This window comes from Lachnoclostridium sp. An138 (assembly GCF_002160765.1).
Classification (GTDB): Bacteria; Bacillota; Clostridia; order Lachnospirales; family Lachnospiraceae; genus Laedolimicola; species Laedolimicola faecalis.
Window position 1 is genome coordinate 88,836 of the sequence record NZ_NFLF01000012.1, and the last position, 24,258, is coordinate 113,093.

The 24,258-nt window shown below is 51.3% G+C and carries 24 protein-coding genes and 1 riboswitch; of the genes, 1 reads left to right on the forward strand and 23 read right to left on the reverse strand.

Annotation, left to right across the window (positions count from 1 at the left end; genetic code table 11):
- Positions 1–3 precede the first annotated feature (3 nt).
- The 21 genes from B5E82_RS11225 to thiW all read right to left on the reverse strand — a co-directional run bounded on the left by B5E82_RS11225 (position 4) and on the right by thiW (position 20,615).
- Entirely contained in the window at positions 4–600 is a 597-nt protein-coding gene (locus B5E82_RS11225; RefSeq protein ID WP_087307640.1) for an HD domain-containing protein, read from the reverse strand.
- A gap of 178 nt (positions 601–778) precedes the next feature.
- Entirely contained in the window at positions 779–2,437 is a 1,659-nt protein-coding gene (locus tag B5E82_RS11235) for a nucleoside kinase (RefSeq protein WP_087307642.1), read from the reverse strand.
- A gap of 80 nt (positions 2,438–2,517) precedes the next feature.
- On the reverse strand, positions 2,518–3,288 hold the full coding sequence (locus B5E82_RS11240) for a Nif3-like dinuclear metal center hexameric protein (RefSeq protein ID WP_087307668.1): 771 nt from the start codon (positions 3,286–3,288) through the stop codon (positions 2,518–2,520).
- Between the two features lie 38 nt (positions 3,289–3,326).
- Positions 3,327–4,061: a tRNA (adenine(22)-N(1))-methyltransferase gene (locus B5E82_RS11245; protein ID WP_087307643.1), complete on the reverse strand. Its 735-nt coding sequence runs from the start codon at positions 4,059–4,061 to the stop codon at positions 3,327–3,329.
- Between the two features lies 1 nt (position 4,062).
- The gene (rpoD, locus tag B5E82_RS11250) at positions 4,063–5,172 is read right to left on the reverse strand and encodes an RNA polymerase sigma factor RpoD (RefSeq protein ID WP_087307644.1); all 1,110 of its coding nucleotides are present in this window, start codon (positions 5,170–5,172) and stop codon (positions 4,063–4,065) included.
- Between the two features lie 38 nt (positions 5,173–5,210).
- The gene (dnaG, locus tag B5E82_RS11255; RefSeq protein ID WP_087307645.1) at positions 5,211–6,977 is read right to left on the reverse strand and encodes a DNA primase; all 1,767 of its coding nucleotides are present in this window, start codon (positions 6,975–6,977) and stop codon (positions 5,211–5,213) included.
- Between the two features lie 17 nt (positions 6,978–6,994).
- The gene (locus B5E82_RS11260; protein ID WP_087307646.1) at positions 6,995–8,002 is read right to left on the reverse strand and encodes a deoxyguanosinetriphosphate triphosphohydrolase; all 1,008 of its coding nucleotides are present in this window, start codon (positions 8,000–8,002) and stop codon (positions 6,995–6,997) included.
- A gap of 108 nt (positions 8,003–8,110) precedes the next feature.
- A complete protein-coding gene (locus tag B5E82_RS11265) occupies positions 8,111–8,680 on the reverse strand; it encodes a DUF5662 family protein (protein WP_087307647.1) in 570 nt (189 codons plus the stop codon).
- The gene (locus tag B5E82_RS11270; RefSeq protein WP_087307648.1) at positions 8,677–10,641 is read right to left on the reverse strand and encodes an alpha-amylase family glycosyl hydrolase; all 1,965 of its coding nucleotides are present in this window, start codon (positions 10,639–10,641) and stop codon (positions 8,677–8,679) included. The genes B5E82_RS11265 and B5E82_RS11270 overlap by 4 nt, the downstream gene beginning before the upstream one ends.
- Before the next feature lie 294 nt (positions 10,642–10,935).
- Positions 10,936–11,979 carry a DUF4349 domain-containing protein gene (locus tag B5E82_RS11275; protein WP_162610766.1) on the reverse strand — a complete coding sequence of 348 codons (1,044 nt, stop codon included), beginning with the start codon at positions 11,977–11,979 and terminating at the stop codon, positions 10,936–10,938.
- A gap of 55 nt (positions 11,980–12,034) precedes the next feature.
- Positions 12,035–13,006, reverse strand: a complete 972-nt coding sequence (locus B5E82_RS11280) for an immunoglobulin-like domain-containing protein (protein WP_087307650.1) — start codon at positions 13,004–13,006, stop codon at positions 12,035–12,037.
- Entirely contained in the window at positions 12,993–13,547 is a 555-nt protein-coding gene (locus tag B5E82_RS11285) for an RNA polymerase sigma factor (RefSeq protein ID WP_087307651.1), read from the reverse strand. Before B5E82_RS11285 ends, B5E82_RS11280 begins: the two co-directional genes overlap by 14 nt.
- A 208-nt stretch (positions 13,548–13,755) precedes the next feature.
- Positions 13,756–15,210, reverse strand: coding sequence for an IMP dehydrogenase (gene guaB / locus B5E82_RS11290; protein WP_087307652.1), 1,455 nt, complete (start codon positions 15,208–15,210; stop codon positions 13,756–13,758).
- A 205-nt stretch (positions 15,211–15,415) separates the two neighbouring features.
- A complete protein-coding gene (locus B5E82_RS11295) occupies positions 15,416–16,084 on the reverse strand; it encodes a TENA/THI-4 family protein (RefSeq protein WP_087307653.1) in 669 nt (222 codons plus the stop codon).
- Positions 16,081–16,695 carry an energy-coupled thiamine transporter ThiT gene (locus tag B5E82_RS11300; RefSeq protein ID WP_087307654.1) on the reverse strand — a complete coding sequence of 205 codons (615 nt, stop codon included), beginning with the start codon at positions 16,693–16,695 and terminating at the stop codon, positions 16,081–16,083. Before B5E82_RS11300 ends, B5E82_RS11295 begins: the two co-directional genes overlap by 4 nt.
- Positions 16,692–17,507, reverse strand: coding sequence for a bifunctional hydroxymethylpyrimidine kinase/phosphomethylpyrimidine kinase (thiD, locus tag B5E82_RS11305; RefSeq protein WP_087307655.1), 816 nt, complete (start codon positions 17,505–17,507; stop codon positions 16,692–16,694). Before thiD ends, B5E82_RS11300 begins: the two co-directional genes overlap by 4 nt.
- A 133-nt stretch (positions 17,508–17,640) precedes the next feature.
- Positions 17,641–17,946 (reverse strand): thiamine-binding protein, encoded by a 306-nt coding sequence (locus B5E82_RS11310; RefSeq protein ID WP_087307656.1) that lies wholly within the window; start codon positions 17,944–17,946, stop codon positions 17,641–17,643.
- A complete protein-coding gene (locus tag B5E82_RS11315) occupies positions 17,943–18,635 on the reverse strand; it encodes an HAD family hydrolase (protein WP_087307657.1) in 693 nt (230 codons plus the stop codon). The genes B5E82_RS11310 and B5E82_RS11315 overlap by 4 nt, the downstream gene beginning before the upstream one ends.
- Positions 18,628–19,287: a thiamine phosphate synthase gene (thiE, locus tag B5E82_RS11320; protein ID WP_087307658.1), complete on the reverse strand. Its 660-nt coding sequence runs from the start codon at positions 19,285–19,287 to the stop codon at positions 18,628–18,630. Before thiE ends, B5E82_RS11315 begins: the two co-directional genes overlap by 8 nt.
- Positions 19,274–20,098: a hydroxyethylthiazole kinase gene (gene thiM / locus B5E82_RS11325; protein WP_087307659.1), complete on the reverse strand. Its 825-nt coding sequence runs from the start codon at positions 20,096–20,098 to the stop codon at positions 19,274–19,276. Before thiM ends, thiE begins: the two co-directional genes overlap by 14 nt.
- A 10-nt stretch (positions 20,099–20,108) precedes the next feature.
- The gene (gene thiW, locus B5E82_RS11330; protein WP_206415677.1) at positions 20,109–20,615 is read right to left on the reverse strand and encodes an energy coupling factor transporter S component ThiW; all 507 of its coding nucleotides are present in this window, start codon (positions 20,613–20,615) and stop codon (positions 20,109–20,111) included.
- 296 nt (positions 20,616–20,911) lie between these two features.
- Positions 20,912–21,029, reverse strand: a riboswitch (TPP riboswitch).
- Positions 21,030–21,201: 172 nt separating this feature from the next.
- On the opposite strand from thiW, the gene B5E82_RS11335 reads away from it, so the two are divergent.
- Positions 21,202–21,669 carry an AraC family transcriptional regulator gene (locus tag B5E82_RS11335; RefSeq protein WP_087307661.1) on the forward strand — a complete coding sequence of 156 codons (468 nt, stop codon included), beginning with the start codon at positions 21,202–21,204 and terminating at the stop codon, positions 21,667–21,669.
- A gap of 235 nt (positions 21,670–21,904) precedes the next feature.
- On the opposite strand, the gene groL is transcribed toward B5E82_RS11335, so the two are convergent.
- Together groL and B5E82_RS11345 are read right to left on the reverse strand one after the other, a co-directional pair.
- Complete coding sequence (gene groL / locus B5E82_RS11340; RefSeq protein WP_087307662.1) at positions 21,905–23,524, reverse strand: chaperonin GroEL; 1,620 nt, start codon at positions 23,522–23,524, stop codon at positions 21,905–21,907.
- Between the two features lie 32 nt (positions 23,525–23,556).
- On the reverse strand, positions 23,557–23,841 hold the full coding sequence (locus B5E82_RS11345; RefSeq protein WP_087307663.1) for a co-chaperone GroES: 285 nt from the start codon (positions 23,839–23,841) through the stop codon (positions 23,557–23,559).
- Between the last annotated feature and the right edge of the window lie 417 nt (positions 23,842–24,258).

Consider the following 24,258-nt stretch of genomic DNA (forward strand, 5'->3'; position numbering starts at 1 on the left):
CTTTTATCCCTGCAGCCCCAGCGCTTCCATTTCCCGCTCTACTGACGCCTCGCAGGAACGCATGGCCAGAATCGTCTGTTCGAACAGTCTGTCCAGCTCCCAGCCAAGACGTTCCGCTCCGGTGCGGATCACGTCTCTGGAACATCCGGCAGCAAATCGCTTATCCTTGAATTTCTTCTTGAGACTGGATACCTCCATATCCATGACGCTCTTAGAAGGACGCATTTTTGCCGCCGCTCCAATAAGTCCTGTCAGCTCGTCAGCCGCAAAAAGCACCTTTTCCATTTCGTGAACAGGCTCCACATCGGAGCAGAGCCCGTATCCATGGCTGCATACCGCGTGAATCAGCTCTTCTTCTGCTCCGCCTTCCTTCAAAAGTTCCGGCGCTTTCACGCAGTGCTGCTCCGGATATTCTTCAAAATCAATGTCATGCAGAAGTCCGGCGATTCCCCAAAAGTCTTCATCCTCTCCATATCCCAGTTCCCTGGCGTACCAGCGCATGACACCTTCTACCGTCAGACCATGCTGGATATGAAAGGGTTCCTTGTTGTGCTTCTGAAGAAGTGAGAGAGCTTCTTCTCTTGTCAATCCTGTTTTCATAATCATTTTTCCTCTTTTTCTGATATTTTTACAGATAGAAGGCAGCCGGCAGCATCTCCTGCTGAAGCGTGCCGCCTGCTGTCTTCCATCTGTATTTTCTGCTTCATGCTGATATCCTGATATCCGGAAGCATAGCATCCGCCGCGCCGATATCCGGAGGTATCGGTATCCGCCAAGCTTATACCCGGAAACATCCGCCTCCGATAAACTCCCTGAGAAGAGAGTTCGCGGGGATCACCGTACTGTCCACGCCCAGGAAATAATCCAGGAACTTCAGAAGTCTTTTCGCCTCCAGATATTCCGGTGCCTCCCGGTCAATGCCGAACAGAATCGGCTCCGCGTACTGTTTCAGCACCGACAGCTCATAAATCAGCGCCGAATTGAACATGATATCCGCGTCCTCCTGATATGGGAAGATATTCTCCTCCTCGCCCCGGCGTACCGACGGCCACATGGAAATGGTCCGGGCCGCGCTGGCTCCTCTCGTCCGGGCATCCCGGACCATGCGGCGGATCAGGCGCCCGTCTGTGGTCGGAATCCGGTTATGCTCATCTACATTCAGCTGGGTCAGCGCGCTGATATAGATTTTAAACTTGCTTTCTTTAGGCAGACTGTGGGAAAGGGCGTCATTCAGGCAGTGAATTCCTTCAATGACCAGAATGTCCTCTCTGCCAAGGGTCAGATAATCGCCGTTGTATTCCTTCTTTCCCGTCTTAAAATTAAAGGTCGGAAGCTCCACCGTCTTACCGGACAGCAGCTCACACATCTGCCGGTTAAACAACTCTATGTCTATGGCTTCCAGGCATTCAAAATTGTAATCTCCATTCTCATCTTTCGGCGTCATTTCCCGTTCCACAAAGTAGTTGTCTACAGCAATGGGATGGGGCTTCAGTCCCGCCGCCGACAGCTGAATGGAAAGCCTGTGGGAAAAGGTGGTCTTTCCCGATGAAGAGGGGCCCGCAATCATAATGAATTTTTTCCCGGGATCTTCCGCAATTCTGCCAGCAATTTCCGCAATCCGGCGCTCCTGCAGCGCCTCCTGCGTCATGATAAGCTGCTGCATCCCGCCTCTGGAAATACAGTCGTTGAGATCGCCTACTGTGGAAATTCCCAGCATATCCCCCCATTTGGTAGCTTCCTTCAATATCTGGAACACCTTGTGCTGAGGCTTAAAAGGCGGCACTACCTCCGGCTCAGCCATTGTGGGAAACTGGAGCACAAAGCCCTCGTCATACAGATAGAGTTCAAAATATTTCAGATACCCCGTGTCCGGAACCATATAACCATAATAATAGTCCTCAAAATCTCCGATGCTGTAGAGATTCACCCGGGATGCCCGGCGGTAGCGGAACAGCCTTTCCTTATCATACATCTGATGCTCATGGAAAATGCGCAGAGCCTTGTCTGTATTGACATTCGTCTTTTTAATCGGAAGTTTCTTTGCCACATATTCCTGCATCTTTGCCTTTACTGCCCCGAGAAACTCCTCATTTATCGCCACGCTTCCCTCTATGGTGCAGTAGTAACCGCTGCTGATGGAATGCTGAACCTGGGCACGGGTCACCGCCTCATGTCCCGCCACTTTATAGACAGCCTTCATCAGAAGCATGGTAAGGCTCCTGCGGTAGGCCTGACAGCCAGCCGCGTCCGCTGTGGTATAAAAACATAGCTCGCAGTCCGCGTTCAGACGCTTCTCCAGCTCCCGAAGCCTTCCGTCCGCAGAGACCAGCACAATGTCATGAGCGTAGTCCTTCTGCACATCGGCCGCTATGGCCGAAAAAGGAGTCCCCGCCGGATATTCATATATCTTACCGTTGATTGCAGCCTTTACGTTCATCCTGTCATCTCCTTTTTGACTTGTCATCCAAGGCATTCTGGTTCTGCCCGTAAAATCCGCCATGCGCGAAACCCTGTCGCTTATATCACCTGAAACGGCTGTCTGACAGGCGCCGTACAGATTTTCAGAGCAGGCAGCTCCTTCTCCAGAAATTTTTTCATATCTTCTATATAAATGTGTTCGATTCCATAATGGCCCGCATCGATCACCGCCATACCGCAGTCTGCCATATCAATTCCCGTATGATGATCGATATCTCCGCTGATCAGCACATCCACGCCAGCTTCAAAGGCCGGACGGGCCATGCTCTTACCGGAACCGGGCGAGATAGCGGCTGTCGCTACCATTTTATTCAGTTCTCCGAAAATCTTGACATTGGGAAGAGAAAAGCGTTCCTTTACAAACTGTCCGCACTCCTCCAGGGTCATTATCTTCGGCAGACGGCCGGTGCGCCCGATTCCCTCACCGTCCAGCACTTCCTCCAAAACCTCAGTTTCTGTCAGATCCAGCATACCGGCCGCCAGATCCGCCATGCCAAGCACATCATAGTTTGTGTGCATCGCATAATAGGAAATACCGTTTTTGATCAGACGAATCAGCCGTTCCCCTGTGTAATCATCCGCCGTGACAGACTTCAGCCCGCCAAAAATCATGGGATGGTGGGTAAGAAGCAGTCCGGCGCCGGAAGATACCGCCGCCTCAATCACTTCATCTGTGGCATCCAGGGCGATATAGACTGTATCCACCTCCTGCTGCCTGTCACCCGCCAGCAGCCCTACATTGTCCCAGCTGCAGGCATATTCCCGCGGAAAACGTCTCTCAATCCGCTCAATAATCTCCTGACACTTCATATTATAATGCCTTCCTTTCTGGCGCCCCGCGATACCGGTCATACCGTCCCATTCCCGGCTCTGTACTCTATCTCATACTCCGGCAGACTCTGTTCCAGGAACCGGATTTCTTCCAAAAGCTCCTCTCTTCGTTTCTGAATCCGAGGCTCCTCCTCCCCTTCTGTCTTCCGGGGAAGCCCTTCCTGAATCTTCCGGGCATGTTCCAGCCGCTTCCGCAGAAATTCCGCCATTACATCCGGAGAGAGCTGAAGGCCGCTTTTCCCATACAGCAGTTCTCTCCGAGAATAAGATTCCGGACAGCCCCGCACTGCCCGGAACATGGGATAATATTTTCCCTCATCATATACGATATTTTCACAGACAATCTTCCAGCCATTTTCCCGCAGCCAGCGGCGCACCTTCCAAATCTCGGACTGAGGCTGAAGCACCAGCTCCTTCACAGTTTCCAGAACTTCTTTTCCTTCTGCCAGTATCCGCTTTGTCAGGTTTCCTCCCATGCCGGCGATCAGCACTGTATCCGCCTCCCCCGGCTGCAGGGCCGCAAGCCCGTCGGACAGCCTCGTTTCTATGTAAGCCTCAACCCCTGCCTCCCGGATATGCTCCTGCGCCCGTTCAAGAGGTCCCCGGTTGATATCCATGGCTATGGCGGCTGGAATCTTTCCCTGCCGGTAAAGACAAAGGGGAACATATCCATGATCTGTCCCCACATCTGCCAGGCGGCTGCCTGCTGTGACCATCTCTGCCAGACAGCTCAGCCGTTTTGATAAATTCATTTTAGTCCAGATAATCCTTCAGTTTTCTGCTGCGGCTCGGGTGGCGCAGCTTTCTGAGGGCTTTTGCTTCAATCTGGCGGATACGCTCACGGGTCACATTAAATTCCTTACCCACTTCTTCCAGCGTACGGGCTCGTCCATCATCCAGTCCAAAGCGCAGGCGGAGCACCTTCTGCTCTCTGTCTGTCAGCGTGCTTAACACCTCCACCAGCTGTTCTTTCAGCAGGGTAAAGGCCGCCGCGTCAGAGGGCACCGGTACATTGTCATCCTGAATGAAGTCACCCAGATGGCTGTCCTCCTCCTCGCCGATAGGCGTCTCCAGAGATACCGGCTCCTGGGAAATCTTCAGAATCTCACGCACACGCTCTACCGGAAGCTTCATCTCTTCCGCAATCTCCTCCGGGGTAGGTTCCCGTCCCAGCTCCTGCAAAAGCTGTCTGGACACCCGGATCAGTTTGTTGATCGTCTCCACCATGTGAACCGGGATACGGATGGTACGGGCCTGATCCGCGATGGCCCGCGTGATCGCCTGACGAATCCACCAGGTCGCATAGGTACTGAACTTGTATCCCTTGCGGTAATCAAATTTTTCCACGGCTTTGATAAGCCCCAGGTTTCCTTCCTGGATCAAATCCAGAAACAGCATTCCGCGGCCCACATACCGCTTCGCAATGCTGACCACCAGACGCAGATTCGCCTCTGCCAGACGCTTTTTCGCGTCCTCGTCGCCCTGCTCCATCTTTTTTGCCAGCTCTATCTCTTCATCCGCGCTTAAGAGAGGCACCTTGCCAATCTCCTTCAGATACATGCGGACCGGGTCTTCAATGCTTACTCCGTCAGGTACGGAAAGATCGATTTGCTCAACATCTACGTCGTCCTCATCTGACAGAAGCAGATCATCGTCCGGCTCCTCCCCATCTCCGGTAATGCGGAGTACGTCAATATTGTTGGCCTCCAGATAGTCCAGGATCTTTTCCATTTTATCCGGGTCCAGCTCCATATCTCCGAAGAAATCGCTGATCTCCTGATATTCCAGAATGTTCTTTTTCTTTTTTGCCATTACCAGAAGCGCTTTGAGTTTTTCTTCAAACTTTACTACGTTCTCGTCCATGTTGTTCCATCCTTCCATAACTTGTTAGTATTTTATCCTTAATCCAGTGAAATATGCAGTTTCTCCAAATCGCGCCTGTCCTTCACAAGCTGCTGCAGCCCTTCCATATCAGAAGGCGCAAGCTCTCTGGCCTTCCGATTCAGAGAATCCTGCTTTACCTTATAAACAGTTTCCTGAAGAGCTTTTTCCATCTCTTCCTTTGTCTCCACTTTCTTCAGCACTGCGTTGAACACTGCCGCCGCTTCCCGCTGTTCCTCCGCATTTTCAAATCTGCTTAAGATGCCCGCCGGGTTCAGCTGTCCTTTTTCCTGCTGCTCCCAGAGCATTTCCGCAATCTGGCGGTAAAGGGGAACCGAAAAATCCTCCGGCTTTATGTAGCGGAGAATCACCCGGAAATATCCGGGGTCCGACACGGCCCAGGTCAGAAGAAGCTTCTGGGAAGCAGCCGTTCCCTCTTCTTTTGGTTTTTTCTGCCCGGAAAGCTCTCTGGGCTTCGGTTTCGGAGCCTGTCCTCCCATTACCATGCCCAGCTGGTTTACTTTTCTCCTCAGCGTCTCATAAGCCACGCCATACCTGGAGGCCACAGCCTCTATGTAATTGTTCCGCTCCAGCTCATCCGAAAAGGCAAGAAGCTTTTTGGCTGTCTCATCAAAAAAGGCTGTCTTCGCTGCCGGGTCCTTCAGGTTGTAGCCACGTTCCAGAACCTCCACCTCAAAGAGGAAGCTGCTCTGGGCCTGGTCAATTCTTTCCTGAAAGGCTTCCGTGCCCAGGGCCTTGATGAACTCATCCGGGTCCTTATAGGGCTTCATATTGATGACGCGCACAGACAGTCCCGCCTCCCGGAGAATGGGAATCGCCCGGAGAGCGGCCTTTGTTCCGGCCTCGTCACTGTCGTAGGTCACCAGCACTTCATTCGTGTACCGCTTCATCAGAAGGGACTGCTGAACTGTCAGCGCCGTTCCAAGGGAAGCCACCGCCTGATTAAAGCCTGCCTGGTGCATGGAAATCACATCCATATAGCCTTCGCAGATGATCAGATTCGGCTTTCTGGAGATTCTCGCAAAGTTCAGCCCGTACAGATTCCGGCTCTTATCAAAAATCTTCGTCTCCGGAGAATTCAGATACTTGGGCTTTGCGTCTCCCATGACGCGGCCTCCGAAGCCGATCACCCGGTTATTCACATCCATAATCGGAAACATGACCCGGTTCCAGAACTTATCATAAAAGCCGCTTCTCTCGTCCATACTGAAAAGGCCCGATTCCTTCAGAAGGGCGTCTGAATATCCCTCATGCTTCAGATACTGGTACATCTCGCGGCTCTGCTGACTGGAATAGCCCAGGCCGAACCGCTTGATCGTCCCATCGCTTAAGGCCCGTCCCTTCAGATATTCATAGGCCGCCCTTCCTTTCTCCTGCCGGAGCTCATAATAATAGTAACGGGCCGCCTTTTTTTGAATTTCCAAAAGCTGGCTTTTCAAATCCGCCTGCCGCCTGGCCTCTTCGGAATATTCCATCTCCGGCAGCTCCACGCCGCAGCGGTCCGCCAGGGTCTTGACCGCTTCCGGAAAAGTATAATTTTCATATTCCATCAAAAAGGTAAATACATTGCCGCCCGCCCCGCAGCCGAAGCAGTAATACATCTGCTTTCCGGGCGACACTGAAAAGGACGGGGATTTTTCATTGTGGAAGGGACAGAGGCCGAAATAGCTGGAGCCTCTTCTCTGAAGCCGTACATAGCCCGAGATCACATCCACAATGTCGTTTCTGGACCGTACCTCCTCAATCAAATCCTCTGAATAATACATCTTTTATCCGTCACACCTTACGCATTCCATGCCTTGGGCACAAAATACTCTTCAAATTTATAAATCGCATACTGATCCGTCATGCCTGATATGTAATCGCAGACCACAATCTCTTTCGGATCGGTCTTGTTCTCCAGCATATCCCGGTATTCCTCCGACATATCCTCCGGATGGTCCATATAGTGGGCAAAGAGTCCCTCCAGCATATTCTGGGCCTTCTTCTCCTCTCCCTTGGCCTTCGGATTCGTATACACACTGTCAAACATAAAGCTGCGAAGCTCCTGCATGGCCCGCTCCACCTCCTCCGACATCCGGATGTCCGGTTCGCCGAGACTGTGGGCGATAATGTCATGGACCATGGTATTGAGCCTTTCTTTCGTATTAAAGCCGAGAACCTCCCGGTATTTCCGGGGAATGTCCTCTTCCTCCAGAATTCCGCCGCGGATCGCGTCGTCGATATCGTGATTGATATAGGCAATCTTATCCGACAGCCGCACAATTCTGCCTTCCAGCGTAGAGGGATGTCCGCTTGTCCGGTGGTTCAGGATTCCATCCCGCACCTCCACCGTCAGATTCAGTCCTTTTCCGCCCTTTTCCAGCTTTTCCACCACGCGCACACTCTGCCTGTAATGGGCGAACCCTCTGCTGCAGAGCTTGTTCAAAGCGCGCTCCCCCGCGTGGCCAAAGGGCGTATGGCCCAAATCGTGTCCCAGGGCAATGGCCTCTGTCAGATCCTCATTGAGGCGCAGGGCCTTCGCTATCGTCCTGGCATTCTGGGAAACCTCAAGCGTATGAGTCAGCCGCGTCCGGTAGTGGTCTCCTCTGGGCGTCAGAAATACCTGAGTCTTATGCTTCAAACGCCGGAATGATTTGCAGTGAAGAATCCGATCCCTGTCTCTCTGGTATACGGGGCGTATATCACAGGGAGGTTCCCAGATATCTCTTCCTTTGGAATCTCTGCTCAAAGAAGCATAGGGGCTCAAATATTCGCTTTCCCATTGTTCCGTCCTTTCCCGAATTGTCATGGCTCCTCCTTTTCAGCCTGCGGGCCGCTTCGGTCCTGAAACAACACTCTTCCCTCTATTATATTAATTCTGCGCAAATCCGCAGATCCCTCTTTTTTCTTTCAGTTTTTACAGGTTTCCTTTTCTCTCAGGCAGTACAGGATATTCCTTTTTCCCCACAATCTCCTTCCGGATATAGGCAAAGGTGGCATCCTCTCCCTGCTCATCCAGCATATGAAGCAGATACTCCAGAAGAGCCCTGGTCTCATCATGAATCATATAACCGTCTTTTCCTTTTTCATAATAAGCCAGCGGCTGATGCTGATCATACTTACTGCCCTCATAGATTTTTGAGGCCGCAATGCGGTCCATCATCATCTCCGCCACATACCGGTTCGGCATCTTCATGCCGGTCATTCCCTTCACCGGGCCCAGGCCATAATCAATCCAGTATTCATAGTGGTGCTTGTTTCTTCCTTTGTGATGCAGCCAGGCGGAAGAGTATCCCTTCGCCTCCCGTTCCGCGTTGTTCGGACTTCTGTACCCCTGGTAATACCGGCAGCCGGGAATGAATTCCGCCGGCGAATATTTGGACATGTCATGCATGAGCCCCTGCCAGTACAATCCGATTCGAAAACAGTGCTTCATGACCAGAATCTTATGATGGGTGATTGTGCAAAAATGTTTCCAGACCTTCATGATTCCTTCTTTGCCGCCTTCTTTGTCTTCTCCATTTTTTCCCTCTCACTTCTGCCTTTCTCCGGCTTTTCTTCCGTGCCCTTTTTTCCCGTCAGAACCAGAATCGTGCGCTCCGGCACCGTTACCGTTCTCTGGCTGGAAAGCAGCGGCTCTTCCCCTTCCGCATAGATTCCCGCCGTTCCTTCCGCTCCTGTGTCAATGGCAATCTTCCACCTGCCCCTGCCCGGCAGATTCGGCAGCGCAAACTCATGGGGAATCCAGTGCATATTATAAGCCACATAAAAAAAGCTGTCCTCTTCTTTTCCCTCTGTGTTGGCCGCTATATAATCGCCCCCATAAAAAATACCCACACTCCTGCTGTAATTCTCGAAATCCCCCAGCCATGCCCGTTTCCCATGGTAGGAAATATCCGGGTGGCCGCAGGACAGGTAATCCGTCATGCGGAGCTCCCTTGCCTGGTGAAACACCGGATGTTTTCTGCGGAAAGCAATAAGCTTCTTTACATACTCCGTCAGAAATCCAAAGGTCTTTCCTGTCTTCCAGTTCACCCAGGACAGTTCGTTGTCCTGACAGTAGACATTGTTATTTCCCGACTGGGAATTTCCTCTCTCGTCCCCTTCATAAATCAGCGGCGTTCCCTGGCTTAAAAGCAGCAGCACAAACGCGTTGCGCAGCTGGCGGGCCCGGAGTCCCAGCGTCTTTTTCTTCCGGCTCGGTCCCTCCTCGCCGCAGTTCCAGCTGTAGTTAAAATCCGTGCCGTCATGATTTTCTTCCCCATTGGCCTCATTGTGCTTTTCATCATAGGATACCGTATCCATCAGCGTGAAGCCGTTGTGGTTTGCCATATAATTAATCACCGCATACTCGGAAGGATTTCTCCTGGCCCGCCAGGTAAAGGGAACCAGCTGTCCCTCGTCTCCCTTCAGAAAGCGGCGGACATCCAGCATAAATCCATCGTTGTATTCCGCCAGATTCCGAAAATTCGGTATGTGCCGTTCCTCATAGATTTCATCCAGCCGGAAGCTCTCCGTCATAATCTTGGTGTGGCTCAGAAGCGGGTCCTGAGCCAGTGCCTCTACCGGCGCGTGATCCCGGTTCACATGGATTCCGTCTATATGATATTCCAGAACCCAGTGGCGGATACAGTCCAGAACAAACGCTGTCCTGGTTCCTTTCGGAAAATGGAATTCCAGAACCAGTTCGATTCCGTTTCTGTGCAGCTCCCGGACCAGATCTTTAAATTCCCGCACCGGATCGCCTGTGGCCGAATAGGATGCCTTCGGCGCGAAATAATAGGCGTCCGCATACCCCCAGTAATTCAAAAGTTCCTTCTGTCCGTTTCCGGGTCTGCGCAGAGGCGGACGCTTCTCATCCCAGGTCTCCACTTCCGCAAACTCATACACAGGCATCAGTTCCAGCTGGTTGATCCCCAGCTCCTTCAGATACGGGATTTTTTCTGCGATTCCCGCAAACGTCCCCTTCGCCTTCACGCCGGAGGACGCATGTCTGGTAAATCCCCTCACATGGGCGGCATAGATCACCACATCCTGCCATGCAAGCTGCAAAGGAGCGTCTCCCTGCCAGTCATACTCGTCAAAGACAGCCCTGCTCCGCAGAGCACTCTCTCCCTTTGGCGCCTTTCCCCAGACCTCTCTGCCGCAGATCGCGGAAGCATACGGGTCTGTCACCACCCTGCCGTCAATCAGATAATTATATTCGTAATTCTCCACCGGAAATTTTTCAATGATCAGAGAACGAAGATCTCCGTACCGGGAAGAGCTGCCCATGGGAATGGAAGCCGCCACCTCCGTCTCTCCCCGTTTGTACAACAAAAGGCTGCACCGTTTTCGGTCTGGCACTGCAATCGTAAAACAAATATCGTCTCCCAGCTTCTGTACTCCAAGTCCGTGATAAGTTCCGTTTTTAACGCTGTACTGAAAACCTTCATTCAGTTTTTTCATCTCTGTGCCTGCCTTTCTGCTCTGTTCAGCCGTAAAATGTCACACTACCCCTATTATGAAATTTGATTCTATTATAACAGAAAATTCCTTTCGTTGGCAAGATTCCTGTTAACTGAATGTCAGGGAAATTCCGGAACCGGGATCTCCAGGGCTGAAGAACCCGGAGGCATCTGCTCCAGGCAGATACCCCCGGGTTCTTCTGTAAACTTTCCCATTTCTTCCACAGTCCGATGAAATGTTTCCGCATTCCTTTCAACGATCTTCTGCAGGCCTGCTCCCATTCTCTTTTCCGGTCTACTCCTTTTTCTGTTCCTCCGGATTATTTTCTATACTTTTCCTCTCCTGTCTCTCCGGATTGTCTTCTGCAGTTTCCTTTTTCTTTCTCCGGAAAAACGGCTTCTTCCATACGATTTTCTGAATCAGCCGCACTCCTGTCCATACTGCCGCGAAGATCAGGATCAGATAGGGCAGGGAGCTGATAAACCAGACACCGAAACCTCTCAGGCCCTGTCCAATCTCATAAAAGTTGTCAGAAAGCCGCAGGCCGATTTCCCGGAAAAATCCGGGATTCTCTTCTGTCACAGTCTCCCGGTCCACTTCATCGATGCTTACAGTCACCGTGCTGTAATCCACCTGATTGTCATAGGTCCTCAGTGTGGATTCATAAGACTGCAGCTCATAACGGATTTCAGAAAGCCTGCTTTCAATTGTAATGATATCCTCCATGCTTTCTGCCTGCTCCATCAGTTCCAGAAGCCGCGTCTGCTCCGTCTCCAGGGCTTCTATGTGGCTTTCCACATCCACATACTGCAGCGTTACGTCCTGCACGGACTCATTTTGGCTGGTTACATTTCCCAGCCCGCTGACCACCGTCACAAATTCATCCAGCCGGTCGGCCGGAATCCGCAGCGTCAGCCATGCGTACCGGGAGCCATCCGTATTATAATAGCTGAGACCGGAAATCTCAGAAGATTCCACATAACCTCCGCATTCCGTCGTCTTCGCCTGAATATTTTCCAGGAGCGTGTCAAATTCCCGGGTTTCCATAGTAAGATTCACAGTCTTTATCAGCTTCTGGCCGGAAGCCTCCACACTGTCTACTCCTGTGGATGAAGATACCTGGCCGTCCTCTGCAGCAGCTTCCGTCATTGCCTGCTCCCCATACCATTCCGCCGGCGCCGCACTACCGGAATCCATCTGCGAAGTGCTGACCGATGCCTCTTCTGTGGCCGCGGCCGTATCTGTAGAAGAAGTATTGCCGGCGCTTCCGCCGCAGCCCGTGGAAAGAACCAGCAGAGCTGCCATCATTGCTGCCAGAATCCCATACCGTTTCATCATTTTCATCCCTCCCCTGCCTTTTGAACACCGGACAAATTCCGGATTCTTCAGAAAGCTACTGACTCATTTCATCCAGGGTGCTGTCCAGGGCCTCCTCCAGCCCTTCCTCCAGGGTTTCAAACCGGAATTCCGAGGCGAAGAGTCTGTCATCTATCCGGCTGACCACACGATACAACTCTGCTTCATAATCCAATTCATATTCAGATAGCAGAATTTTTTCATCCTGAGCCATACCAGATTCCAATTCCACGATTCCATTTCCCGGCTCATTTTCCGGCTGTTCCTGTTCCTCTTCCTGAGCCTGCGGGCCGCTCTGGCTGTCCGAAAGCTTCGGAACCACATACCATACGCCGTCCAGACATACCTGCAGCTCCAGTTCCCGGCTGTAGGTGACAGTCTCTTCTGTCAGATTTCCAAAAGTCACCTTAATATCTTCCGCCTCTCTGTCTACAACCGGGCTGGAAATCAACATTCGGATTCCATTCGACTCCGAAGGCAGAGCCTGCTCTTCTGCCATCAGAAGAGACTGGCCCATGAATTCACCATCTCCGCCTTCCGCGCCGGCTCCTCCATCCGCTGTGGCTTCAGAATTTCCGTTCCCCGCTGCCGTCTCCTCTTCCGGGAGCGCCATGTCTGCCGCCTGCTCCGTAGATTCCTCTGTAGAAGCCGCGCTGTCAGCTCCGCTTCCTCCGGCTCCTCCCTTTGAGATCAGATAGCCTCCCACACAGATGCCTCCTACTGCCAGCATCATCAGAATGCAGGCCGCGATCCTGTTGAATCCGAAGACAAATTCTCTCCGGGTCATCTCCTGCCGCTTCAGCTTTCCGTTGGTTCTGCACAGCTTTTCCATCTTTGATTTGAATTCCTCTGAAAAAATGTGCATCCGGGCTATCTCACGCTCAGGAGGTATAAAGCTCAGCTGTTCTTCCATACACGCATTGAACGCTTCAGACAGCAGCTCTTCCTGCAGGGCTTCTTTTTGTTCTCTCTCCTCCTTCTGTCTGCTGCCGCTTTTATCTCCCCGCATGGCCTGCCACCTCCTTTTCCAGCATCTGCTGCAGTTTCTTTCTCGCGCGGAAATAGCGCACGTTCACCAGCTTGGGGGTAATGTCCAGAAGCTGGGCAATCTCTTTATCAGACAGCTGATGGACGTACTTGTATTCAAAAATAACGCGGTACGCCTCTTCCAGCTCCAGAATACAGGAGATCAAATGATTGTAATTTTCTTTTGTAATGTATGCGCCCAGTACATCCGCTTCCGGATCAGCAGGTTCACGATCCAGCTCGTCCACAGAAATTTCTCCATGCTGCCTGCGCAGAATGTCCACCGCCTTGCTCTTCACAATTGTCAGCAGGAACTTCCTGGTTCTTGGGCTCTCCACGTCTTCTATTTTATCCAGATGTCTGGTCAGCGCAAGAAACGCGTCCTGAACCGCGTCTTCCGCCAGATGCGCGTCTCCAAGAAGCTGATTTGCCACATACCAGCAGAAATGCTGATACTGCTGGTAAATCTCCGTAAATTTATCTTTTTCTTCCTGCGTATCCAGCATGGATAAATACAAGAGCATTGGTAGGGCCCCCTCCCTGTCCGTTTATCGTTTACATTAATAATAACGTATCAGATTTACATTTTACTACACGAAAAACTTAAATTTTTCTTAATCATGATAAAAACCACCGTCATAAAACAAGGCTGCCGCATTCCTCTGCAGCAGCCTGTCGTCTCAAAAATTTGCTTTCGCGCTGTTCCCGATACCGGAACAATGCTTTGTTCTTTTACTCTTCTACCGTATAGTTCGGCGCTTCCTTTGTAATATGAATGTCATGAGGATGGCTTTCCTTCAGGGAAGCAGCGGTAATCTTGATAAATCTTCCCTTCTCCTTCAGTTCCTCAATGGTGGGCGCTCCGCACAGTCCCATACCGGAACGAAGGCCTCCCAGCAGCTGGAATACCGTATCCTCTACGCTTCCCTTGTATGCCACGCGGCCCTCTACGCCTTCCGGAACCAGCTTCTTGGCGCCTTCCTGGAAATACCGGTCCTTGCTTCCATTCTCCATAGCGGCAATGGAACCCATGCCACGGTAAACCTTGTATTTTCTGCCCTGGAAAAGCTCGTACTCTCCCGGAGCCTCGTCACAGCCCGCAAACAGACTTCCCATCATGCAGACATTTGCTCCGGCCGCAATTGCCTTGGTAATGTCTCCGGAGTATTTGATACCACCGTCAGCGATAATCGGAATTCCGTACTCTTTCGCCACCTCGTAGCTGTCCATAATCGCAGATACCTGCGGCACGCCAAAGCCAGTCACCACACGGGTGGTACAGATGGACCCCGGCCCGATACCTACTTTCACCGCATCAGCTCCTGCCTCAATAAGAGCTCTGGTTCCCTCACCCGTGGCCACATTTCCAGCAATCAGCGGCAGATCCGGATAAGCGTCTTTGATCATCTTCAGAGAGCGGATGACATTGGCAGAATGTCCATGGGAGGAATCCAGCACAATCACATCCACGTGGGCATTCACAAGAGCCTCCACACGCTCCAGCACATTGCTGGTAATTCCTACGCCGGCTCCGCACAGCAGACGTCCCTTGGCATCCTTTGCTGAATTGGGGTATTTGATCTGTTTTTCAATATCCTTAATGGTAATCAGGCCCTTCAGATTGAAGTCGTCATCCACGATCGGCAGTTTCTCTTTTCTTGCCTTCGCCAGAATCTTCTTGGCCTCGTCCAGTGTGATTCCCTCTTTGGCTGTAATCAGTCCCTCAGAGGTCATGGACTCCTTGATCTTCTTGGTAAAATCTGTCTCAAACTTCAGGTCACGGTTGGTAATAATGCCTACCAGCTTTCTTCCTTCTGTAATCGGTACGCCGGAAATGCGGAACTTCGCCATAAGTTCGTTGGCGTCCGCCAGCGTATGCTCCGGAGATAAATAAAATGGGTCTGTGATAACTCCGTTTTCCGAACGTTTTACCTTGTCTACCTCTTCTGCCTGAGCTTCGACAGACATATTTTTGTGGATAATTCCGATGCCTCCCTGTCTCGCCATCGCAATCGCCATGCGGTGTTCTGTCACGGTATCCATGCTGGCGCTCATCATGGGAATGTTAAGCTTAATGGTTTTTGTCAGCATTGTAGACAGGTCCACCTGATTCGGAATCACCTCGGAATAAGCCGGTACCAGAAGGACATCGTCAAACGTAATGCTCTCGCCAATAATTTTACCCATTTCATTCTCTCCTCTCTCGTCAAACACAAAATCTTCTTGTTATTAATAACCTATCTTAACGAAAAGAAAAGACCTTGTCAATATGCTTCCGCCGAAATCTGACAGAAAAAGAGCGGCTGAAACACCGCTTTTTTTCTGTGTGCTTTCTGTGCGCACACCTGTCTTTCAAGGACGTTCTTTCCATGATAAGTATCATACCCGGAGGTCAGATGTCTTCCCTGGGAACCGCGCTCATTTCCCAAAAATGTTTTTCATGTTCCGAGCAGGCACGGAAAATACTCAGGCAGCGCCGTTTTCTCTCCTCACTCAGCCCCCCGCAGACCTTCTCTGCAAAATCTGTCCACTCCCGGCATAACCTCTCATAGTCTTTTCCTGCATAATCGCTGACAAAACGGCCATAAACCGTATCCTTCACCTGAGGATCTCTTTTCAGCATTTCTTTGAAAATCCAACCATAGCTCAGCATGCAGGGAAGACTTGCCATCATACACTCCGGAGCCTGCCTGGAGTTCCCGGCTGCCCGGTGCATTTCTTCCACATAGGCCCGGTTCTGGGGACGAAGAGGCAGACGCTGGATGTCCGCATCCTCCAGACCGTACCGTTCCAGATAATATCTCCGGGTTGAATCCTCAGATTCGTTAACAAAAGAAAGCAGGGAATAGTAAGCTCTTATTTCCTCCATATTCTCTGCTCCAAGGATACCCCAGGCAAAAACTCTGGCATACTCCCGCAGATACAGGCTGTCATCCACGATATACCCCTTGAAACATTCTTCCTCAAGGCTTCCATCCGCCATCTTCCTTAAAAACTCTGACTCCAGACACTCTTTCCAGACGGGAAGGCTGTCTTTTACACAGGTTTCCACAAAATTCATGCTGCTGCCTCCTTTCTCACGGCCTGCCGCAGCGTCTTCAGGGGAAGCGCCATCACGACAATACCGGACACAATGCACAGAGGCACGTTCTGAGAAATATTATAACCCAGGCTGTATCCCCACGCTCCCCAGCCCTCCCACGCGTTCTGGGAAAAGAAAAGGACGCCGCTTAACAGATGCCCGCAGAGCTTTAAAACTGAAGCCAGAAGAATTCCGCAGAATACTTTCCACCGTCTGTCTGTTCCAAATACCCCCGCAAACCCCAGACAGGAAAAGCAGACCATATGCTCAATCAGAATCTGCATGGGATGAACAGGCTGCCAGCCGGGAATCAGAAATATAGCCAGAGCCGCGCAGACCCAGCCGGAAAGAATGGCCAGCCGGTCATCCAGAATCACCGCAAGAAGCAGCAGCGGAATCGGGGAGCCAAGAGGCATGGTGGCTCCGGTGGGCAGCGGAATCCGTATCATTTCCAGCGTCAGCGTCATAGCAATCATAATGCCGCAGATGCACAGCTCACGCACCCCCAGCCGGAGTCCTCCCCGCAGAAGCCAGGCAGCTGCGCCAAAATAGAATATCAGAAAAGCTATGGTAATTCCCCATGCGCTCATGCCGTTTCACCTGCTTCCCGGGCATATTCGCTTCTGAGATCAAAAGCATGGTTCATAGGCCCTCTTCCCTTTCCCAGATCCAGCATGGCTGCAAGAGCTCCGGAAATGTAGGCTTTGGCCCGTTCTACAGAATCTTCCATGGAAAATCCTTTCGCCAGGTTGGCAGCGACAGCGCTTGAAAGAGTGCAGCCTGTTCCATGGGTATTAGGGTTGTCGATGCGCTTCCCACAGAACCAGCGGGACTTTCCTTCTGCATACAGAAGATCATCTGCATCGTTGATATCATGGCCGCCTTTTACCAGCACAGCGCAGCCAAAGCTCCTTCCGATCTTTTCGGCAGCCGTCTCCATATCCTCCTTATTTCTGATTTTCATATCCGCCAGGATTTCCGCTTCCGGAATATTCGGCGTAACCAGAGACGCCAGAGGAATCAGTTCTTTTTTCAGAGTCTCCACTGCCTCTTCCGCGATCAGGCGGGAACCGCTGGTCGCCACCATCACTGGATCAAGAACAATACGCTCTGCCTGATAAAAACGCAGCCGCTCTGCGATTTTCTCAATAAGAGCGCCGGAAGATACCATTCCTATTTTTACCGCATCCGGACGGATATCGGTAAATACCGCGTCCATCTGCTGTCCCAGAAATTCCGGGCTCACCTCAAAGATTCCCGTAACGCCGGTGGTATTCTGTGCCGTCAGCGCAGTGACCGCGCTCATGGCAAACACTCCATTCAGGGTCATGGTTTTCAGATCAGCCTGAATGCCGGCGCCTCCGCTGGAATCACTTCCAGCGATTGATAATGCTGTTCTCATATGTGTTTCTCCTCTCTTTTTCCGGCTGCCAGAAATGGGCGCGGCAGGCCGCGCACACTTCCGTCTTCCGGATTCGCATTATTTTTATATAGCGGCAGAAAGTGGTGCCCCCGGTCTGCCGCTTGCGGATCCCTTACAGACCCTTTCTATACTTTCCCACCTTCTGATCGATGGTCAGTACCTCTCCTTGAGGCCGGAATACAGTCTTGATATAAGACGATACCTTTCTGGCTCCGGCCCGTGCCGCCACATGCTGGCACTCTTTTGCCACCTCCAGAAGCTCATCAAGGTTTTCTCCCTCAATGGCTGTCTCAAAAGGACTTACCTCATAATGAAGCCCTGTGGAATCAATATAGGCAATAACCTCATCCACAATCCTGCAGATTTCTTCATCACTGTCTGCCTGAGGCAGAATCTGAATGGCTATGCTCGCGCTCATGATACTTCCATTTCCTCCTTCTCATTCTTCTGTTCTTCCAGAAGGGCCGTCAATCCCTCCATCCATCCGGTCAGGCTTTCGTCTGCCAGAGACCTCAGCTCGTCCCAGACGCTTTCCGCGCTCCTGTCAAAAACGCCTGCCACATAAAAGCCTGCTGCCTTCGCAGTCTGCGCCGCATAAAGGGCATCTTCATACACCGCCGTCTCCTCCGGAGCCGCGCCCAGCCGTCTGGCCGCAGCCAGATACACATCCGGCCTGTTCTTTCCGCCGCCCGCTTCCTCACAGGACAGCAGAAAATCAAAATACTCGAAAAGGCCCAGACGCTTCAGGCAGGCTTCCTGCAGCTCCACCGCAGTGGCCGAGGCCACGCACATACGCACGCCTCTCCGTTTCAGCTCTTTCAGATAAACGGCCGCGCCTTCCTTCGCCGGAATATCCCCCCGGTAATGGCAGTCCATCATGGCATTCATCTGGGCCGCTACCTCCTCCGGCGTGCCGGGAAGAGAAAACTCCCGGATAAAAAGATCTGCTGACTCTGTCATGGTCATGGGTTTTATCCGCTCCAGAATATCCTCCGGAACACGGCTTACTCCTCTGCTCTTCAGATACTCCACCCCCAGCGTCTTCCAGAAACTCATGGAATCCACCAGAGTCCCATCCATATCGAAAATCGCAAATTTCTTATCCATGGCTCACTACTTCCCAGGACAGAGCAAGAAGCTCCTCCGCCGCCTTTCCCGGATCCTCCGCCGCAAAGATAGCCGACACCACAGCCACACCGTCTATGCCGCTGCCTGACAGCTCCCGGATGTTTCCCTTTCCGATACCGCCAATGGCCACTACAGGAATCTTCACAGAATCTGAAATTTCCCGCAGCTTTTCTACCGACAGATTCCTGGCGTCCTTCTTAGTGCTGGTGCCAAACACAGCCCCCACGCCAATGTAATCTGCCCCTGCCGTCTCGGCAGCTCTGGCCTCCTCTACTGTCCCTGCGGAAATACCCAGAATTTTTTCCGGTCCGATAAGCGCCCGGATATCCCGTCCCCGGATATCCGACTGACCTACGTGAACACCGTCCGCGTCAATAGCAAGGGCGATTTCCACGCTGTCATTTACCACAAAGGGCACCTTCAGGGACGCGCAAAGCTTCTTCAGCTCCCCAGCCTCCTGCTCAAAGCTTTTTTCATCCAGATCCTTTTCCCGAATCTGAAGAAAGGTAGCTCCATGCTCCAGCACGCTTCTGCATACATCTGTCAGGCGCTCCCCTTCTTTCAGCCACGCCCGGTCTGTCACCGCGTAAAGCAGCATGGCTTTTCTGATCTCTTCTTTAGAATATTTCATATCGCACTGCCTCCTCAAACTGTTCTTCTGTCAGATTAAATACCGCGTCAATCAGATATGTTCGGAAACTGGCATTTCCGGCTCCCGTCTCTATCCGGCGCTTTTCCGCCAGCCCCCCGCAGACACCCATAACTGCCACAGCTCCGCAGGCTGCCTGAAAGCTGTCTTCCGGCATAGCTCCGCAGAAGGCTCCTGTAAGTGCCGTCAGCATACAACCGCTTCCTGTAATTCTCGCCATGGTGGGGCAGCCATTTCGAAATACTGCCGTCTTTTTTCCATTCGACACCAAATCGATTTCCCCGGAGATCACGATGACGCTGCCTGTCCTTTCTGCAAGATTGTGAGCCATCTCCGCGGCTGAAGACAGATTTGCTTCTGTAACGGCATCGGAAAGGCTTACATCCACACCGCTTCCGCGGGTTCTCCCTTCTGCCAGATACCCGATCTCGGACGCATTTCCGCGGATAACGGAAAAACGCACCTCCTTCAGAAGCCTTCTCGCAGTCTCACGCCGAAGGGTCGTTCCTCCTGCGCCCACCGGATCAAGAACCACCGGTTTCCCCAGACGGTTCGCCGCTTTTCCAGCCAGAATCATGCTCTCTGCGTCTCCGATAGCCCCCATATTACAGACAAGAGCCTGTACATTTTCCACAGCTTCTTCCACCTCTCCGGGGTCATGAGCCATGGAAGGAGAGCCGCCCGCCGCCAGTATGATATTGGCACAGTCATTGACTGTAACGAAATTGGTAATACACTGTACCAGCGGCGCGCTTCTTCTCACGCATCCTGGCAATTCCGTAAAATCATTCATGATATTCTCCTCATCCCACTTCACTCTGCATCCAGCTGAATACTTTTGTCTTTTTCAGAATCAGCACCACAGCCACACCCATGGCTCCGCCTACCAGAGCCGCCGGTGTATAAAAAGGAATATAATAGAAGGGTGACTGAACATCCAGGCCATAGAACAGACGCATCAACGGATAAGAGGCCATCGCCCCGATAAATCCCGTTCCTATCACCTCGCCTGCAAAGACCAGATACACATTTTTCGTCTTCCGGTAAAGCAGTCCTCCAAGAATCGGCCCGAAAATGGCTCCGGTTACCGCCTGAATAGTCCGTCCCGACATCATGCGCATGCAGCCACAGATCAGAGCCGCCGCAAACCCATACCAGGGCCCTACAAACACTGCCGCCAGCACATCCACAAAATGCTGGAAGGGGGCCATAGCCGGAAAATATACAAAAGTATTTAATACATAGGCCAGACAGGCAAAGAGTGCTGTCAGCACCATTTTTTTCGTTTCAGTTCCTGCGTTTATTCTCATAATTTTCACTCCTTTGATTCCGGGAAACGTCATTGACAGCGGCGCTTCCCTTTCCTATGCGGCTTCTTCGTCCGGTTCACAGACAGAACGCAGCAGCCAGGGCTTTTTCAAAGCCCGAAAGAAAGCGGTCGAGACTTACTGGTCTCCTCTCACGCCGGAACACGGCTTCCCATCGCTGTCATACAGAGCACAGGGCGCTCCCCCTCTGCCCGCCGCAGTTTCATGCGGATCAACGTTTCACATCCTTTCTCAAAAAAGCTGGCTGCACAGAAAAAGAGACCCCATAACGGCGTCTCCTCAAAAAATCCTTCGATTTCCTACGGCGGCATTATCCGCATCAGGTTCTTCGGGTCATGGACAGCTTCTATTCCAAATCTCAGCCGGCTTTCTGCGCCAGCACCCCGTCTCTCTGTGCAATTTATAATAGGTATTATAGCACTGGACAGAGAAAGATGCAAGAGAATCCGGATGCTGGAATGACACGGATTTGTCCACAGTCTTTTAAAAAATTTTTTGAAAATCATTTTAATTGGGATTACGATTTGTTCAGACATCGATGTACTTTATAAGATTGGAGAAAACGATTTTGAAATTCTATCTTGGCATCACTCAGGAAAGAATACCGTCCTCTGACGTGATTTATATGAGAAGAACCGGTGAGTATGGCATAGAAAATTATAGGCTGATGGACACTTTTAAGAAATGGATAAAAGAAAATAATCTGTATGGTGAAAATACTGTGATTTATGCAGTCCCTATGGATAATCCGGGCACAACCGAACCCGCCCAGTGCCGCTATGATGTCTGTATCAAACAGCCTCCAGGCCGCGGCCTTGCACAAAATCAGGTCAGGTGCAGAAAGCTGGAGGGCGGCAAATATGTAACTTTTCTGATTCCCCACACAGCAGTCGCCATTCAGACCGCATGGAATATGTGTTTTTCTGAATTGGAGAAATCAGGATATCTGTTGGATAAAAGCAGGCCTGTAATGGAACGTTATAAGAAAACTCTCGTAGACAGGCATTCCTGTGGATTGTGTGTGCCTGTTCTGTGATTTTCCCCGGGTTCTGTCGTTAAGCCCTCGTCCAAAAGTAAATAAGTCCCGGCAGGAAAATCACCTGCCGGGACTTGCTTCCTTTTGTTCCTCTATATACTCCGGAACCCAGCCGCAGCAAACTGCGTCTGCTGATTGCTCCGCAATCACAGCGCTGCGCGCTGAGGTTCCGTCGTTAATACATCAGGTGAAACCAAATGCCGCCTTTGGCGGCGCTTGGTTTCCTGCTGATGTATTACATCATTCCGCCCATTCCGCCTGCGGGTGTTGCGGGTACCGGCTCTTTGATGTTGGCTACGCAGCTCTCGGTGGTCAGGAAAGTAGAAGCTACGCTGGTAGCGTTCTGCAGAGCGCTTCTGGTAACCTTTGCCGGGTCCAGAATGCCTTCCTTCACCATGTCTACATACTCCTCACGCAGAGCGTCGAAGCCGATGCCCGGCTCGCTCTCTTTTACCTTGTTGATGATAACGGAGCCTTCCAGTCCTGCGTTTGCAGCGATGTGGTACAGCGGAGCCTCCAGAGCCTTCAGGATAACCTTTACGCCTGTCTTCTCATCGCCATCTGTGGTATCAAGCAGCTTCGCAACTTCCTTGGTTGCGTGGATATAAGCAGATCCGCCGCCTGCGATGATGCCTTCCTCTACAGCCGCTCTTGTAGCCGCCAGAGCATCTTCCATACGAAGCTTTGCTTCCTTCATCTCGGTCTCGGTAGCAGCGCCTACGCGGATAACTGCCACACCGCCAGCCAGTTTTGCAAGTCTCTCCTGCAGCTTCTCGCGATCGAAGTCAGAAGTGGTCTCCTCGATCTGAGCGCGAATCTGAGCGATTCTCTTGTCGATCTCTTCCTTGGAGCCTGCGCCCTCTGCGATAATTGTGTTCTCCTTCTGAACCTTAACGGATTTTGCGGTTCCCAGCATATCCAGGGTAGCATCCTTAAGCTCCAGTCCAAGCTCCTCGGAAATCACCTGTCCGCCTGTCAGGATAGCGATGTCACGCAGCATTTCTTTTCTTCTGTCGCCGTAGCCCGGAGCCTTTACACCTACTACTACGAAGGTTCCGCGCAGCTTGTTCATTACCAGAGTCGTCAGAGCCTCGCCCTCGATGTCCTCTGCGATAATCAGAAGCTTTCTTCCGCACTGTACGATCTGCTCCAGCAGCGGCAGAATCTCCTGGGTATTGGAAATCTTCTTATCTGTAATCAGGATATACGGATTATCCAGATTTGCTTCCATCTTCTCCATGTCGGTAGCCATGTAAGCGGAAATATATCCGCGGTCGAACTGCATACCTTCTACCAGGTCCAGCTCGGTCTTCATGGTCTTGGACTCCTCAATGGTGATAACGCCGTCGTTGGAAACCTTCTCCATAGCATCTGCTACCATGTTTCCTACTTCCTCATCTCCGGAAGATACGGCTGCAACTCTTGCAATCTGATGCTTTCCGCTTACCTTGCTGCTCATCTTGGCAATCGCCTCAACAGCGGCGTCGGTAGCTTTCTTCATACCCTTTCTCAGAACGATGGGGTTTGCTCCTGCTGCCAGGTTCTTCATTCCTTCATGAATCATAGCCTGAGCAAGAACGGTAGCGGTGGTCGTACCGTCTCCGGCTACGTCGTTCGTCTTGGTCGCTACTTCCTTTACAAGCTGAGCGCCCATGTTCTCAAAAGCATCCTCAAGCTCAATCTCTTTTGCGATGGTCACACCGTCGTTTGTGATAAGGGGTGCGCCGTACTGCTTGTCAAGAACTACGTTTCTTCCTTTGGGTCCAAGTGTTACTCTTACAGTATCAGCCAGCTTGTCAACGCCAGCCTCCAATGCGGTTCTCGCATCTACGCCATACTTAATTTCCTTTGCCATTTTAAGATTCCTCCAGTCTTATTCTCTCTTTATTATTCTACAATCGCAAGGATATCGTTCTGCTTTACAATGATGTATTCCTCATCGCCCATCTTTACTTCATTTCCGGCATATTTGGAATAGATCACCTTGTCACCCGGCTTTACCTGCATGGTAACTTCTTTTCCGTCTACCATTCCGCCAGGTCCTACCGCAATTACTTCTGCCTGCTGCGGCTTCTCCTGAGCCTTGCTTGCCAGGATGATGCCGGACGCTGTGGTCTCCTCTGCCTCAAACTGCTTCAGTACAACTCTGTCACCTAATGGTACTAATTTCATTTCTATTCCTCCTTGGATCTGTTTCGTTCCTTTTATTATTAGCACTCACTCATATCGAGTGCTAACCTACGGATATTATATTAATGCTGTTTATTTTATTTGTCAACAGATTTTTCAGAATTTATTCTTTTTTTATATTTTTTCTGTGTTCTCCTTTTTTACAAATATGGCAAACGGACATGAATCCCCTGTCTGAGAACTCATGCCCGTTTTTACTCTTACATATGAGCTTTTTAAAAATGCCCTTTACACTGCTTTGTACCGTTTACTTTTCAAGACGCATAACCGGATCTCCAGGCTGAACCTCCTCGTATAATAAGTTTGTAAGCAAGAAAAACAGCTTACAGACTTATTCTTTTTTGGTATAGATGGTAAGGACTTCTAAGAGGTACTCCCCTCATCCTGATTCCCATCTAT